Origin of the sequence: Azospirillum sp. TSH64, assembly GCF_003116035.1 — a bacterium.
Taxonomy (GTDB): domain Bacteria; phylum Pseudomonadota; class Alphaproteobacteria; order Azospirillales; family Azospirillaceae; genus Azospirillum.
This window is the reverse complement of sequence record NZ_LGQW01000015.1, coordinates 5,684,434-5,699,180: the sequence shown is the minus strand read 5'-3', so window position 1 is coordinate 5,699,180 and position 14,747 is coordinate 5,684,434. Positions and strand designations below refer to the sequence as shown.

Here is a 14,747-nt window from a genome sequence, read left to right as displayed (position 1 = left end):
CCATGCTGACGCAGGATGAAATTTACGCGCGCCTCCAAAGCTATCTCGAAGACATGTTCGAGGTGCCGCCCGAGAAGATCTCCCGCGAGGCGCGGCTGTTCGAGGATCTCGACCTCGACAGCATCGACGCGGTCGATCTGGTGGTGAAGCTGCAGGAACTGACCGGCCGCAAGTTCAAGCCCGAGGAGTTCAAGAGCGTCCGCACGGTCGGCGATGTTCTCGACCGTGTGCATGCCCTCCTCCAGGAATAGGCTGCACCCGCTCGGCGTCGCGGCCCTGGTCGTCGCCGGAGCACTCTATCCCGTGCTGGTCTATGGCGGGCGGGCTTCGGTGCCGCCGCTGGCCTTCGTGGCAGTGGCCCTGGCGCTGATCGGGGCGCGCTTCGCCATTTGCTCTTCGCCTGCGGCGCGGGTCTGGCGCCTGCCGCTGGCGGCGGCGGCGGTCCTGGTCGGCGTGCTCGCCGTGCTCGATGGCACGCTGGCGGCCAAGGCCTATCCGGTCGCGCTCAGCCTCGGCACCGCGGCGGCGTTCGGCGCCTCGCTGCGGCACCCGCCCAGCCTCGTCGAGCGATTCGCCCGTCTCCATGAGCCCGACCTGCCGCCGTCGGGGCAGGCCTACTGCCGCACCGTCACCGTGGTGTGGACCGTCTGGCTGGTGTCGAACGCCGCCGTCGCCGGGGCGCTGGCCCTGTGGGGCAGCGACGAGGCGTGGGCGCTGTGGACCGGTCTCATCGCCTACATCGTCATGGGCCTGCTGTTCGGCGGCGAAGTCCTGGTCCGCCGCTCCATGCGCCGGAGGCACGCCGGGGCATGACCGCCATCCCGCTTTCCCGTCTGCTCGCCGTGGGGCGGCCGGACGATGCGCCGGTTGCCGACGGCGTCACCTTCGCCCGCTTCCGGGCCGACGTGGCCGGCAACGCGGCACGGCTGAAGGGGTGCCGGCGCGGGCTTCTGGTCGCGGCGGACGCTTATTGGGGCGCGGTGGGGCTGCTGGCGCTGCTGCACGCCGGCGCCGAGGTGACGATCCCGCCGAACGCCCAGCCGGGAACTCTGACCGCCCTGACCGCGGACGGTGCCGTGCCGGTCGGCGGCGATCTGCGGCCGGGTGGCGAAGGGCCGGGTGGCGAAGAGATGGCGTTGACCCCGCTCGATCCCGAGACGCCCTTGACCTTCTTCACCTCCGGCTCGACCGGCGAGCCGAAGCGGGTGGTCCGCACCCTCGGCATGCTGGAGGCCGAAGCCCTGGCGACCGAGGCCGTGCTCGGACGGCTGGCCGGGCCGACCGCCCGCGTGCATGCCACGGTCCCCCACCAGCACGTCTACGGTCTGAACTTCCGCCTGCTGTGGCCGCTGGTCACCGGCCGCCCCTTCGCCAGCACGATGCACGAGCTGTGGGAGACGGTGCCGGCCGCGCTCGACGCGGGGTCTGTGCTGGTCACCAGCCCGGCGCACCTGACCCGGCTGTCGGGCATCGCGCCGCTGCCGCCGTCGCGGCGTCCGGCGCTGGTGCTGTCGGCCGGAGCCCCCCTTCCGGAGCCCGCTGCGCGGGAGGCGGCGGCGGTCTTCGGCACAGCGGTCACCGAGATCTTCGGCAGCACCGAGACCGGAGCCATCGCCCACCGCCACCGCGAGGGCGGTGATCCGCCCTGGCGCCCGCTGCCCGGCGTCGTCGCCGGACGCACCCCGGAGGGTCGCCTGCGGGTCGGAGCGACGCATGTGGAAGGGCGGGAGCATGTCGGCTCCGACCTGGTGGAAATGGCCGGGGACGGCGGCTTCCGTCTCCTTGGCCGCGCCGACCGGATCGCGAAGGTGGAGGGCAAGCGCGTCAGCTTGCCGGAGGTGGAGGCGCAGTTGCGCCGCTCCCCCCTGGTGGCCGACGCCGCCGTGCTGACGCTGGAGCAGCTTTGCGCCGTCGTGGTGCCGAGCGCCGAGGGCGCGGCGCGCCTGGAGGAGATCGGCGCCTTCCGCTTCGGCCGCTCGTTGCGGCGGGAATTGTCCGCCGTTTTGGAACCTGCCGGCCTGCCGCGCCGCTGGCGCTTCGTGAACCGTTTGCCGGATGGCGCGTTGGGCAAGCGTCGGCATGCCGACATCGCCGCCCTGTTCGAGGAGGCCACCCTGTCTGAAGCCGCCCTTTCTGAAGCCGTCCTGCCTGAGATGGCTGGCCCCCGGTCAACCGCCCCCGATGTCCGCGCCGTCCGGTCGCTTGCCGACGGGGTGGAGCTGGACCTCTTCATTCCCGGCAACCTCGTGCAGCTCGATGGTCATTTTCCCGGCATGCCGATCGTGCCGGGCGTGGCGCAGATCGATTGGGCGGTGATGTTCGCCAACACGCATCTCGGCCTCGGGATCGAGGCGGCGCAGGCGCTGCAGGTGAAGTTCCGGCGAGTCACCGTTCCGGACACGCTGGTGACGCTGGCGTTGCGCCACGCCCCGGCACGGCGCCGCCTGTCCTTCGAGTATCGCTGCGGGGACGAGACGCTGTCCTCCGGCTCCATCGGCGTGGAGGGGATCGCCCCATGATTTCGGCAGAGGTCATCACCCGCGCGCAGTTCTACGACCTCGACCCCATGCAGGTGGTCTGGCATGGCAACTACGCCCGGTATCTGGAGCAGGCGCGTTGCGCGCTGCTCGACCGCATCGGCTACAATTACCCGGAGATGGCGTCGTCGGGATACGTTTTCCCCATCGTCGACCTCCATGTGAAGTATGTGCGCCCCATTCGCTTCGGTCAGTCGGTCAAAGTCACGGCGACTCTGGTCGAGTACGAGAACCGCATCCGCATCGACTACCGCATCCATGACGAGCAGGACGGCACGTTGCTGACCAAGGCGCGCACGGTGCAGCTCGCGGTGAAGGAAGAGGGGGCGGAGCTGTGCTTCGAATGCCCCACGGTGTTCACGGACAAGGTGAGGGCTCTGCTGTGACGCGCATCGTCGTTTTCCTCCTGGCCCTGCTGGCCGCCTTCCCGGCGCCGGCCGCCGAGACACCGGCCGCCGGGACGCTTGCCACCCAGACGCAGGCCACCGAGAGGCTGGCCACCGAGACGCTCAATGAGGGGCAGGTGCTGCGCGGCGCCTTCGTGCAGGAGCGTTTCCTCAAGGGCTTCCAGGCGCCGCTGAAGAGCGGGGGCCATTTCACCCTGGCGCCGGGCCGCGGGCTGATCTGGCGCACCGAGACCCCCTTCGCAGTCACCACCGTCATGAGCCCCGCCGGTCTCGTGCAAGAGGTGAAAGGCAACGAGACCATGCGCCTGCCCGCCGCGCGCCTGCCCTTCATGTCGAAGCTCTACACCATGCTGGGCGGCGCGCTGACCGGTGACTGGAAGGCGCTGGAGGACATGTTCGCGGTTGAGCGCGGCGGCGACCGCGACGCCTGGACCCTCCACCTGACGCCGCGCCGGACCAACGACCCGACCATGCCGATCCGCGCCATCGACGTGCGCGGCGGGCGCTTCGTGGAAGAGGTCGAGATCGTCAAGCCCGACGGCGACCGCGACCGCCTGACCTTCCGCGACCAGCGTCTGAACGCGGAAGCGCCGACGGCGGACGAGGCGGCGCTGCTGGCCTCGGCGGCGCGTCCGTGAGACGGCTGGGGGCACTGCTCTGGCTCGCGCTCGTCCTGCTGGCCGGCGGCTATCTCGCGCTGCGCCTTCACGATGGGCTGGGCTTCCGCACCGATCTGCTCGCCCTGCTGCCGCGCGAGGAGCAGGACCCCGTTCTGCAGCGTGCCAACGATGCGGTGACCAAGGCGCTGGGTCGCCGGGTGCTGGTGCTGGTCGGGCACGCCGACCGCGAAACCGCCCGCAAGGCGGCGGCGAAGCTCGGCGACGCCCTTCTGGCGACGGGGCAGGTGGAGCGGATCGGCGAGGGTATCGACGTCGACCGGCTGAAGCGGCTGGGGGCTCTCTACTTTCCCCATCGCCAGAGCCTGCTCAGCGATGGCGACCGGGCGCTCCTGGCGGCCGGCAAGGGGGAGGAGGTCGCCACCCGCGCGCAGGCGCAGGCATTCGGCTTCGCCGGGCTTGTGGACGCCGGGCTGCTGCGCACCGACCCGTTCCTGCTGCTGCCTTCCTTCCTCACCAACCTGCCCTTCCCGCTGTCGCGGCTCACCCCCGACGAGGGCATGCTCAGCGTCACCGAGAACGGCGCGACCTGGGTTCTGGTCAGCGCCGTTCTGGCCGGCGAGCCGTTCGAGCTGGATTTGCAGGACCGGCTGGTCGACGCCTTCGACGCCGCCGTGGGGGAGATGCCGGGCGTCACGGTGAAGCGGCTGGGCGCGGTGTTCTTCGCGCACGCCGGCTCGAAGACCGCGATCGCCGAAGCCTCCACGCTCGGCACGCTGTCGTTGGTCGGCACCATAGTGCTGACGGCGCTGGCGTTCCGCCGGCCGGGACCGCTGCTGCACAATCTGCTGGCGCTGGGCGTCGGGATGACGGTCGGGTTGAGCGGCAGCCTGCTGCTGTTCGGCGAACTGCATGTGGCGGCGCTGCTGTTCGGGTCCAGCCTGATCGGGGTGGCGGTGGACTACAGCCTGCATTACAGCGCCAGCCTGTTCGATCCCCTGTCGGGAAGCCCGCGCGACCGGCTGCGCCACGTTCTGCCGGGCATCGCGCTGGGGCTGGTCACCACCTTGATCGGCTACGCGGCGCTGATGCTGGCGCCCTTTCCAGGGCTCCGGCAGATCGCCGCCTTCTCGATCATCGGACTGGTGGGCGCCTTCCTGACGGTGGTGCTGTGGCTGCCCTCGCTCGACCGGGCGGGAAAGCTGACGCACGGCGCCTGGATGCTGCGCGCCGCGGCTGGCCTGTGGGGCTTCTGGGAGGAGCGCCGCTGGCGCGGCGTGCGCGTCGTTCTCCTGCTGGGCTGCGCGCTGGCCGGAACGGTGGGGCTGGCGCGGCTGTCGGCGGACGACGACGTCCGGCGGTTGCAGGCGGTCTCGGCGGAACTGAGGCAGGAGCAGGACGAGATCCAGCGGCTGATCGGTGCCACCACCGCCGCGCAGTTCCTGCTGGTGCAGGCCGCGGACGACGAGGCGGCGCTGCGGCTGCAGGAGGATCTCGCCGCCACGCTGGCCGGGCTGAAGGCGAAAGGAAGCATCGCCGGCTACCAGATGCCGGCCGCCTTCGTGCCGTCCGCCCGGACGCAACGGGAAAACCGCGCACTGGTCGCCGGGGCGCTCGACGGTCCTCTGCTGGCGGCGCAGCGCGCCAGCCTCGGCTTGCCGCCGGCCGGGCCGGATGACAAGGCTCCGAACGACAAGGCGGCGGACGGGGTGCTGACGCTGAAAGATGCGCTGGCGGCGGACAGCGTGCCGTTCCTGCGCGAGCTCGTGCTCGGGCCGGGGCTGCACGTGGTGGCCTTGCAGGGGCTGAACGATCCGGACGCCGTGCGCGCCGCGGTGGCCGGCACGGCCGGCGTCCGGCTGGTGAACCCGACGGCGGACTTCTCGGCGCTGCTCGCCAAGTACCGGCACCGGGCGCTGCTGCTGACCGGGCTGGCGGGACTGCTGATGTTGCCCGTGCTGATGTGGCGCTACGGCTGGCAAGGGGGGCTGTGGACGCTGCTGCCGCCCGGGGCGGCGCTCATCCTGGCGCCGGCAGCGGTGGGGCTGATGGGCCAGGATTTCACCTTCTTCCATGCCATGGCGCTGGTGCTGATCCTCTCCATCGGCGTGGACTACGCCGTCTTCTGCGCGGAGAGCGGCGTCGAGCAGCAGCCGGTGACCATGCTGGCGGTGTGGCTGGCGACTCTGACGACCTTGCTGTCCTTCGGGCTTCTGGCCTTCAGCGCCGTTCCGGCGGTGCACAGCTTCGGCATGACCATGCTGATCGGAATCTCGATTGCCTTTCTTTTCGCACCGCTGGCCGCGCGCGGCGCGCGCCACAATGAAGCCACAACCGGTGCGCGGTTACTCTGATTGGTGTATGCTCTAGGTTAGATACATTTCTGGGAAATCACCTCACGTCATGACCACGCATAAGGGGTGGGTCGCACTCCTGTTCCTGCTCGGAGCGTGCGCCTCCGTGCCCGGCAGCGGCCCGGCGGACCCAAGCACGCCGCTGCTCGCCCCCGGCGAGCCGCTGGCCCTGCCGCGCCCGTCCGATCTCGGGCAGAGCATCGAGGCGGCACAGCTCATCACCGCCAGCCGCGACGGGCAGACCTTCGTTTTCGAGGGCCGGATCAGCGTCACGCCGGAGCGGTTCCTGCTGGTCGGGGTGGACAGCCTGGGCCGTCGCGCCATGACCGTCACCTGGAGCGATGCCGGGTTGAAGATGGAGACCGCCCCCTGGCTGCCCCCGGCCCTGCGGCCGGGCAGCATGCTGGCCGACATCGTCGTGCTGTACTGGCCCGAAGCGGTCGTGCAGAAGGCGCTCGCCCCCGCGGGCGGCACGCTGAGCGCCGACCCGCACCGGCGCAGCGTGCGCATCGACGGCAAGGAGGTGCTGCACGCCGAACGCAGCTGGGCCGACGGCGCGCCATGGACCGGCACCCTGCGCTACGCCAACCTCGCCTGGGGCTACGAGATCGAGGTGCAGTCCACGGCAGCATCCGCGGCGGCATCCACGGCGCCATCCGCGGCGGCGGCGCAATGAGCCACCCGCTCGGGCTTGCCGCCCTGGGCCTCGCCACCCCCATCGGCACCGGGGCGGTCGCGGTGGCCGATGCCTTGTTCGCCGGCACCCGCGACGGTCTGCGCCCGCGCACCGGCTTCGTGCCCGGCCGCGCAGTGCATGTCGGTTCGGTGGACGCGCCGCTGCCGCCGGTCCCGGCGGGGCTGGAGACCTACGACTGCCGCAACAACCGCCTGCTGCTGCTGGCCCTGGAGCAGATCCGCGACGCCGTCGAAACGGCGGCCGCGCGCCACGGCCGGCACCGGATCGCCGTGATCATCGGCACCAGCACCTCGGGCATGGCCGAGGCGGAGGCCGGCTTCACGGCGATGCGCCGCGACGGCGCGTGGACGGGTCCGTTTCATTACGACCAGCTTGCCACCGGCGGGCCGGCGGAGTTCGCGGCGCGCGCGCTCGACCTGCCGGGGCCGGCCTACACGGTGGCGACGGCCTGCTCCTCCAGCGGCAAGGTGTTCGCGTCCGCCCGGCGGCTGATCCGCTCGGGGCTGTGCGACGCCGCCGTCGTCGGCGGTGCCGACACGCTGTGCGGCACGACCCTGGGCGGCTTCAGCGCGCTGGAGGCGGTATCGGCGGGCCTGTGCAATCCCTTCAGCGCCAATCGCGACGGCATCAACATCGGCGAGGCTGCGGCGGTCTTCCTGCTGACCGCGGAGGATGCCCCGGTTCAGCTTCTCGGGGTGGGGGAAAGCTCCGATGCGCACCACGTCAGCGCCCCCGACCCGGAGGGCCGCGGCGCCTTCGCCGCCATGCGGGCGGCGCTGGACGACGCCGGGCTGGCGCCGCAGGACATCGCCTACGTCAACCTGCACGGCACCGCGACGGCGCTGAACGATTCCATGGAGGGCAAGGCGGTGCACGCGCTGTTCGGCGACGCGACCCCGTGCAGCTCCACCAAGGCGATGACCGGCCACACGCTGGGCGCCGCCGGGGCGTGCGAGGCGGCGTTCCTGTGGCTGGCCCTGAATCCAGCCCACAACCCCGACGGCCTGCTGCCCCCACACCTGTGGGACGGCGCGCCCGACCCGGAAATTCCGCCGCTGAACCTGATCGGCCCCGGCGCGGCGCTTCCCGCCGGACCGGCGGCGATGCTCAGCAACTCCTTCGCGTTCGGCGGCAGCAACGTGGCCCTGGTGCTGGGCCGGGGGGAATGGCGATGAGCGCGTATCCGTGGTCCATCGAGGATCTGCTGCCGCACGCACGCCCGATGATTTTGCTGGACGAGGCGGTCGGACGGGTGGACGACCGCTTCGTGTCGGCGCTGACCGTGCGGGAGGGGGCGCCCTTCGTGGTGACGGGGCGGGGCGCCCCGGCCCATGTCGCCGTGGAGTGGATGGCGCAGACCTGCGGCGCCCAGGCCGGAGCCGAGGCCAGGGAAGCCGGCGGCGACGTCCGTCTCGGCCTGCTGCTGGGCACGCGCGACTTCCGCGCCTCCGTTCCCTGGTTCGCCATCGGCGAGCGGTTGGAGGTGTCGGTGGCGCCGGTCTTCCGGGACGAGAACATTGGGTCTTTCGATTGTGTGGTGATGCGCGCGGGCACCGGGGACGAACTGGCGAAGGCCCAGCTCACCGTCTACCAGCCCGAGGACACGGCCGCGCTGCTCGCCAGCCAGGGAGTTCAGGTCGAACGATGAAGAAGACGATTCTGGTCACCGGAGCCAGCAAGGGCATCGGCCGCGCGGTCGCCGAACGGCTGGCCGCCGACGGCTTCGCGGTGGTGGTGCATTACGGCCGCGACGCGGCCGGCGGCGAGGCGACGCTGGCCGACGTCCGCGCGGCCGGCGGGGAGGGCCGGCTGCTCGGCTTCGACATCGCCGACCGCGACGCCGCCCGCGCCGCGCTGGAGGCCGACATGGAGGCGCACGGCCCCTATTGGGGCGCCGTCCTGAACGCCGGCATCGCCCGCGACGCCGCCTTCCCGGCCATGGCGGACGACGATTGGGATTCGGTTCTCCACACCAACCTCGACGGCTTCTACAACGTGCTGAAGCCGCTGGTGATGCCGATGGTCTCGGCCCGCAGGGGCGGACGGATCGTGACGCTGTCGTCGGTGTCGGGGCTGGTCGGCAACCGCGGACAGGTCAACTACAGCGCCGCGAAGGCCGGCATCATCGGCGCCACCAAGGCGCTGGCGATCGAGCTGGCGAAGCGGAACATCACGGTGAACTGCGTGGCGCCCGGCATCGTCGAGACGCAAATGACCGACGGGCTGCCCATGGAGGAAGCCTTGAAGCTGGTCCCCATGCGCCGGGCCGGCCGGCCGGACGAGGTCGCGGCGGTGGTGTCCTTCCTGTGTTCCGACGGGGCGGCTTACGTGACGCGGCAGGTGATCGCGGTGAACGGGGGTATGGTGTGATGCGCAGGGTGGTCGTCACGGGCATGGGTGGGGTGAGCGCGCTGGGCGAGGACTGGCCGACCATCCGCGCCCGCATGGCGAAGGGCGAGACCGCCGTCCGCACCATGGGGGAGTGGGACCGTTTCCACGGAATCAACACGCGCCTCGCCGCCCCGGTGACCGGCTTCTCGGTGGAGAGCCGCTATCCGCGCAAGAAGACGCGGACCATGGGACCGGTCTCCCGGATGGCGGTCTACGCCACCGAGAAGGCGCTGAACGACGCGGCTCTGCTGAACGACCCGTTCGTCCGCGGCGGGCGCATGGGCATCGCCTACGGATCGTCCTTCGGCAGTCCCGCCCCGGTGATCGCCTTCGCCGAGTTGATGACCCAGGGCGCGTCGAAGACGCTCAACGCGACCAGCTACATCCAGATGATGAGCCACACCGCGGCGGTAAACATCGGGTTGTTCTACGGCGTGACCGGCCGCATCATCCCGACCAGCAGCGCCTGCACCTCCGGCAGCCAGGCCATCGGCTACGCCTACGAGGCGATCAAGTGGGGCAAGGCCGACGCCATGATCGCCGGCGGCGCCGAGGAACTGGACGTGACCGAATCGGCGGTCTTCGACACGCTGTTCGCCACCTCCACCCGCAACGACCGCCCGCACACCAGCCCCCGCCCCTACGACCGCGACCGCGACGGGCTGGTGATCGGCGAAGGCGCCACCACCTTGGTCCTGGAGGAGCGCGAGCACGCCATCGCCCGCGGCGCCAACATCCACGCGGAGATCGTCGGCTTCGCCTGCAATTCCGACGGCAACCACGTCACCCAGCCGCAGGCCGGGACCATGGAGATCGCCTTGCGCATGGCCTTGGAGGACGCCGGGGTGTCGACGGACGCCATCGGCTTCGTCAACGGCCACGGCACCGCCACCGAATGGGGCGACATCGCCGAGACCGCGGCGACCCACGCCGTCTTCGGGCCGCGCGCGCCCATCCATTCGCTGAAAAGCTATTTCGGCCATTCTCTGGGCGCTTGCGGCGCTCTGGAGGCGTGGCTGGGCATCGAGATGATGCGCGAGGGCTGGTTCGCCCCGACCGCCAATCTGGACAATGTGGACGAACGCTGCGCCGAGCTGGACTACGTCATGGGCGAGGGCCGGCGCATCGACACCGAGTTCCTGATGTCCAACAACTTCGCCTTCGGCGGCATCAACACGTCGCTGGTGTTCCGGCGCGGGTAGACGGGCGTCTACTCCGCCGCCCTGGCCTCCGCCGGGAACCCCGTTGCCAGGTTTGCCGCGCCCATGCCGGAGATCACCACCGCTTCGACGCCGGGACCGCTTTGGCAGCCGGCGCCGACCAGCATCAGCCCCGGTAGCGGCGTCTTGTTCGGCGGGCACCATTGGCCGCGGGCGGCGCCGTAGATCGCGCCATTGTCGGCGAGCGCGTAGCGGGTGAAGGTGGTCGGGCTGGCCGTCTGGCGGTAGAGGATGCGCCCCCGCAGCCCGGGAAGCACGCTCTCCGCCGCGGCGACCAGACGGTCGGCGAAGGCTTCCTTGCGCCGGCGGTTGGCGGCCTTGTCGGCGGCGAACCATTCGACAGCCTCGGGTTCGGGCCGTAGGCAGAGCATGCTGACGGCGGCGTGGCCCTCCGGGGCCAGGGACGCATCGACGGCGCTCGGGTTGCCGATGCCGAAATGCAGGCCGTCCGCCCCGACGAACACGCGGGCCGGCAGGTCCGGAACGCCCTCCACGGCGAGGCTGACCAGCACCGCCGTGGGACCGCGCTTCAGCCCCCTCACACGCTGGGCGTAGCGTTTGGGCAGCAGCGCCGGGTCCACCAGCCGCGTCAACGTGCCGACCACGTCGGAATTGGCCAACACCAGCGGCGCCCGGTGCACCGTTCCGTCGGCGGTGGCGATGCCGGCGGCCCGACCGCCCTCGATCAGGATGCGTTCGGCGCGGGTGCGCAGATGGACGGCGCCGCCCCGCTCCCGCACCACCGCGCACAGCAGGTCCGCCAGCCGCTGGGAGCCGCCGGCCGGGTACCAGCCGCCTTCCAGATAATAGCCGAACAGCGGCGCCATCTCACGCACGGGCAGCAGTTCGGGGCGGTCGGTGAGATACTCGCTGATGGTGGTCAGCAGGGCCTTCAGCCGCGGGGCGCGCAGATGGGTATCCAGCATCTCGGCGTAGGGGCGGTGCATCCAACGCCAGGCGTCGGGCCGGCGGGCGGTCCAGGACCGCATGGCCTCCAGCGTGGCGGGCGGCATCGGCACGCCGCCGGTCTCATCCACATCGGCGTAGAGATCGGCGTAGACGCGCCCCATCTCCGCGAAGAAGCTGGCGATCCCCGGAGCCTCCTGCGGGAACAGCGCCTGGAGGTGCGTCACCAGCTCCGCCGGCCGGTCCGGCACATCCAGGCACAGGCCGTCCTGCACATAGCGGTGGCGGACCCGGCGCCAGTCCATGCGATGCGCCACGCCCAGGCCCTCCAGCAGCCGCCGCAGCGGTCCGCGTGGCCCCAGCCCGCTGAAATCCTGCACTCCGGCGTCGAAGATGTAGCGCCCCACCGACCCATCCCGGCCGCGGACCTTGCGCAGCCAGGACGAGCAGTAGCCTCCCGGCCGGTCGTGCGCCTCCACAACCAGCACCTTCAGCCCGCGCTCCGCCAGGGTCGCCGCCGCCGACAGCCCGCCGATCCCGGCGCCGACCACCACCGCATGATGCTCGTGCTCGCCGGCCGGCCAACCGCCGAACGTCGGCATCGGCCATGCCGAGGACTGACCGGACAAGGGACGATGCGTCATGGAAGGAAAGCCGGGCGGTGCAGGGCGAGAGTCGAGCGCCCTATGCGCCCGGCCTCCATCGATGCCATCTCAGGCTGTATCACTGCGTGGAGAGGTTTCACCGCGGCCCGGCCTTCGGGTCAGCCCAAAAGTCGAAGAAGTTGTACCATTGCAGCGGGTCGCGCAAGCAATGGTGCTCCAGCCTTGCCGCGTAGCGCGCGGCGAGCACGGCGAGCGCGTCGTCCTTCCCGCGCCGCGGCAATTCGATGCGCTCGGCGAAGGGCTCGAAGGTGACGCGGTGGCCCTGTCCCTCGCGCAGGCAGAACAGGAGGTAAACCGGGCAGCCCATCAACGCCGCCAACACGTAGGGTCCCTGCGAGAAGGCGGCCTCCCGGCCGAGGAACGGAACCCTGCTGACCCGGCCGTTGAACTCCACCGGCGTGCGGTCCCCGGCGATGGCGATCCATTCGCCGCGCTCCACCCTCTCCTTGAGATCGATGGCGGTCTGCGGGCCGATGTCGGTGACCTGTATGGTGTGGTCCGCGGCGTCGGGGCGGACGGAGCGGATCATCTGGTTGTAGCGGACGGCATGCCGCGTGTGCAGCAGCACGTTGATGTCTTTTCCAAACCGGGTCCCCAGGCGGGCACGCGACAATTCGGCGTTGCCCAGGTGCGAAACGATCAGCAGCGCCCCACGCCCCTCCGCGGCGAGGCGGCCCAGCGGCTCGTCGCCGTCGACGGCGATGGGACCGGTGCGCTCCGGAGCGGCCCAGGCGATGAAGGTGTCGAGCGCCTTGACGGCGAAGCCCATGTGGTGTCGCAGCCCGTCCCGCCAGGACGGGGCCGGCAGGCCTTTCGCCGCGTTGGCGCGCGTCAGGAAGTCCAGCGAATGCCGCCGTCCCGCGGCATTGGTCATGTAGAAATAGCCGACCACCGGCCACAGAAGTGCGATGCAGCCCGGCCGGCCGAGTAGCCGATAGACCAGCGTCACCAGCCTCATGCCCCACCAGGCGCCCCGCTCCCCCACGGTCGACCAGTGCGCGTCGGCTCCCGCTTTCGGCGGACGGTTGCGCAGCACCGAGGGCAGGCGCAGCAGCATGGTCAGCACGAGCCGCGTGTGCATGCGCGTCAGCAGCAGGTTGTCCCGCAGGAGGTTGAAGTTGGAGGTGTTTCCCTCGGGATAGATGACCCGCACGGGGATGTGGACCAGCGGAACGCCACGCCAGAACAGGCGGACGACGATTTCCGGGTCGAAGTCCATGCGGGCGCCGATCCGCTCGCTGTCCAGCACCGCCATGGTGGGGGCCAGCGGGTAGACGCGGAAACCGCACATGCTGTCCTTGACCCGCAGCGACAGCGTCTCCACCCAAATCCACACATGGGTGGCCCAGCGCGCGATCAGCCGCGAGCGGGGGACGGAATCGTCATAGACCGGCCGGCCGCTGACCAGCGCGTCGGGATGCGCCGCCGCGGTCGACAGCAGGTCGGCAACGGCGCCAAGGTCGTGCTGGCCGTCGGCGTCCACCTGCACCGCGTGGGTGAAGCCGCGCTCATGAGCGCGGCGGAGCCCGGCCATGACGGCGCCGCCCTTGCCTCGGTTCACGTCCAGCCGCAGCACCTCGACCCCGTCCGCAGGGGCGTGCCGTGCCGCGATGGCGCTGCGGGCGGGCTCACCGCTCCCGTCGTCGATCAGGATGACCTCCAGCCCATGCCCCCGCAGCGCCGCGACGATTCCGTCGAGCGCCGTGTGGTGGTTGTGGCTGGGGATGATGGCGCATGCCCGGATGCTCATGCCTTCTCCATGAGGCTTGCCGGTCGGAGAGGCGACCTCCTACCCCTGTTGCGGGAGCAACGTCAAGCGACCGAATTCAGCGACGGACGGCGACCTGGTCCAGCTTGGCCGCAATGTCGCGTTCGAGGTTGCCCACCCAGCGGTTGTAGGCCCGCTCCACCCCGTCGTTGCCGCGCTCCATGTTCTTGGCGCTGACATATTGGATGCGGTAGCTCCGGTTCGAGAACAGCACATCGGCCTCGGCCACCCACGGCCATTTGGTGTAGGTGGCGCGGACCTGTCCATCCGCAAGGTGCTGGAAACGCCAGCCGCGCCGGGCGCCAGCCTCGACGATGGCGAGTTCGATGGCGTTGAGCGGCAGGGCTTGCGCCCCGGGGGGCACAGCATGCTCCTGGGTCGTCGTGATTGGCCGGGTCTGGCAGGCGGCGAGAAAGAGAATGGCGGCGGCCGCCAGAATGTTGCGCACAAGCCTGTCCTTTGTCGGTGTCACGCGAGGACGGTATACTTCCCGCTTGATCGGTTGCAGTCAATGGCTTGACTGCCATTTTCAGTTCCTATCTTCCGCACCCGTGGGTACGCTCGCTCAGGTGGTTCTCACGTTCATGAACTCTCATGCGGAGACCGGACCACGAACCGAAGAGGAAAATCGGAATGCGGAAGACTGCTCTGTACGCACTGATGGCGGCCGGTTTTCTCGGGGCATGCTCGACGCATCAGGTCCCGATGACCTACAGTCCGTCCGCTGTGCAGAAGCCGATGTCGACGAAGCCAAACGTCGATGTGATCTCCGTCACCGACTCGCGCAAATACACCGGCAAGCATCTGGGCGCAATCCGCGGCGGCTACGGCAACGCCGTGAAGACCATCGAAGCGTCAGGCCCGGTCAAGGATGTGGTGCGCAAAGCATTTGAAGACGCACTCGACGCGCGCGGTCTTCTCGCCCCAGCCAAAGACGGGAGCTACGGCTTGGACATCGTGGTCGAGAAATTTGATTGCAGCCAGTTCGTCCGCAAGGAGGCGCATGCACGCTTCCGTGTAACGGTGTTGGATAAGAAGACGGGCCAACCGGTCTACAGCAAGGTGTCGACAGACAACCGCGAGGACACGGGAAACCCATTCGCGACGGGTATCTTCGGTTCAGTCGAGGAACTCACCAAGCTTGCCAATGACAGCATGCAGGCCACCATTGACGAAGCGCTTGAC

At 70.3% G+C, this 14,747-nt stretch carries 15 protein-coding genes; 12 read left to right on the top strand and 3 right to left on the bottom strand.

What is annotated here, in order from left to right; translation table 11 throughout:
- The first annotated feature begins 2 nt into the window (after positions 1–2).
- Genes TSH64_RS27280 through TSH64_RS27230 form a run of 11 tightly spaced genes read left to right on the top strand, consistent with a single transcriptional unit; the run spans position 3 to position 10,205 of the window.
- The gene (locus TSH64_RS27280; RefSeq protein WP_014239597.1) at positions 3–251 is read left to right on the top strand and encodes an acyl carrier protein; all 249 of its coding nucleotides are present in this window, start codon (positions 3–5) and stop codon (positions 249–251) included.
- Positions 232–813, top strand: coding sequence for a hypothetical protein (locus TSH64_RS27275; RefSeq protein WP_109449882.1), 582 nt, complete (start codon positions 232–234; stop codon positions 811–813). Before TSH64_RS27280 ends, TSH64_RS27275 begins: the two co-directional genes overlap by 20 nt.
- Positions 810–2,519 (top strand): AMP-binding protein, encoded by a 1,710-nt coding sequence (locus TSH64_RS27270; protein WP_109449880.1) that lies wholly within the window; start codon positions 810–812, stop codon positions 2,517–2,519. Before TSH64_RS27275 ends, TSH64_RS27270 begins: the two co-directional genes overlap by 4 nt.
- Positions 2,516–2,923 (top strand): acyl-CoA thioesterase, encoded by a 408-nt coding sequence (locus TSH64_RS27265; RefSeq protein ID WP_109449878.1) that lies wholly within the window; start codon positions 2,516–2,518, stop codon positions 2,921–2,923. Before TSH64_RS27270 ends, TSH64_RS27265 begins: the two co-directional genes overlap by 4 nt.
- Positions 2,920–3,582, top strand: coding sequence for an outer membrane lipoprotein carrier protein LolA (locus TSH64_RS27260; protein WP_109449876.1), 663 nt, complete (start codon positions 2,920–2,922; stop codon positions 3,580–3,582). The genes TSH64_RS27265 and TSH64_RS27260 overlap by 4 nt, the downstream gene beginning before the upstream one ends.
- Positions 3,579–5,915 carry a hypothetical protein gene (locus TSH64_RS27255; protein ID WP_109449874.1) on the top strand — a complete coding sequence of 779 codons (2,337 nt, stop codon included), beginning with the start codon at positions 3,579–3,581 and terminating at the stop codon, positions 5,913–5,915. The genes TSH64_RS27260 and TSH64_RS27255 overlap by 4 nt, the downstream gene beginning before the upstream one ends.
- A gap of 49 nt (positions 5,916–5,964) precedes the next feature.
- The gene (locus TSH64_RS27250; RefSeq protein WP_109449872.1) at positions 5,965–6,591 is read left to right on the top strand and encodes a DUF3261 domain-containing protein; all 627 of its coding nucleotides are present in this window, start codon (positions 5,965–5,967) and stop codon (positions 6,589–6,591) included.
- Positions 6,588–7,787, top strand: a complete 1,200-nt coding sequence (locus TSH64_RS27245; RefSeq protein WP_109449870.1) for a beta-ketoacyl-[acyl-carrier-protein] synthase family protein — start codon at positions 6,588–6,590, stop codon at positions 7,785–7,787. The genes TSH64_RS27250 and TSH64_RS27245 overlap by 4 nt, the downstream gene beginning before the upstream one ends.
- Positions 7,784–8,260 (top strand): 3-hydroxylacyl-ACP dehydratase, encoded by a 477-nt coding sequence (locus TSH64_RS27240; protein WP_109449868.1) that lies wholly within the window; start codon positions 7,784–7,786, stop codon positions 8,258–8,260. Before TSH64_RS27245 ends, TSH64_RS27240 begins: the two co-directional genes overlap by 4 nt.
- Entirely contained in the window at positions 8,257–8,982 is a 726-nt protein-coding gene (locus TSH64_RS27235; protein WP_109449866.1) for a 3-ketoacyl-ACP reductase FabG2, read from the top strand. Before TSH64_RS27240 ends, TSH64_RS27235 begins: the two co-directional genes overlap by 4 nt.
- Entirely contained in the window at positions 8,982–10,205 is a 1,224-nt protein-coding gene (locus TSH64_RS27230) for a beta-ketoacyl-ACP synthase (RefSeq protein ID WP_109449864.1), read from the top strand. The genes TSH64_RS27235 and TSH64_RS27230 overlap by 1 nt, the downstream gene beginning before the upstream one ends.
- An 8-nt stretch (positions 10,206–10,213) precedes the next feature.
- Here the strand turns inward: TSH64_RS27230 and TSH64_RS27225 are convergent, their stop codons facing one another.
- The 3 genes from TSH64_RS27225 to TSH64_RS27215 form a co-directional block, all read right to left on the bottom strand.
- Positions 10,214–11,731, bottom strand: a complete 1,518-nt coding sequence (locus TSH64_RS27225; protein WP_158285417.1) for an NAD(P)/FAD-dependent oxidoreductase — start codon at positions 11,729–11,731, stop codon at positions 10,214–10,216.
- A gap of 139 nt (positions 11,732–11,870) precedes the next feature.
- Complete coding sequence (locus TSH64_RS27220; RefSeq protein ID WP_109449859.1) at positions 11,871–13,544, bottom strand: glycosyltransferase family 2 protein; 1,674 nt, start codon at positions 13,542–13,544, stop codon at positions 11,871–11,873.
- A gap of 76 nt (positions 13,545–13,620) precedes the next feature.
- Positions 13,621–14,010, bottom strand: a complete 390-nt coding sequence (locus TSH64_RS27215) for a hypothetical protein (protein WP_109449857.1) — start codon at positions 14,008–14,010, stop codon at positions 13,621–13,623.
- A 185-nt stretch (positions 14,011–14,195) separates the two neighbouring features.
- Here TSH64_RS27215 and TSH64_RS36025 point away from each other — a divergent pair.
- Positions 14,196–14,747: hypothetical protein (locus TSH64_RS36025; protein WP_199237677.1), on the top strand; the 552-nt coding region annotated here is incomplete at its 3' end.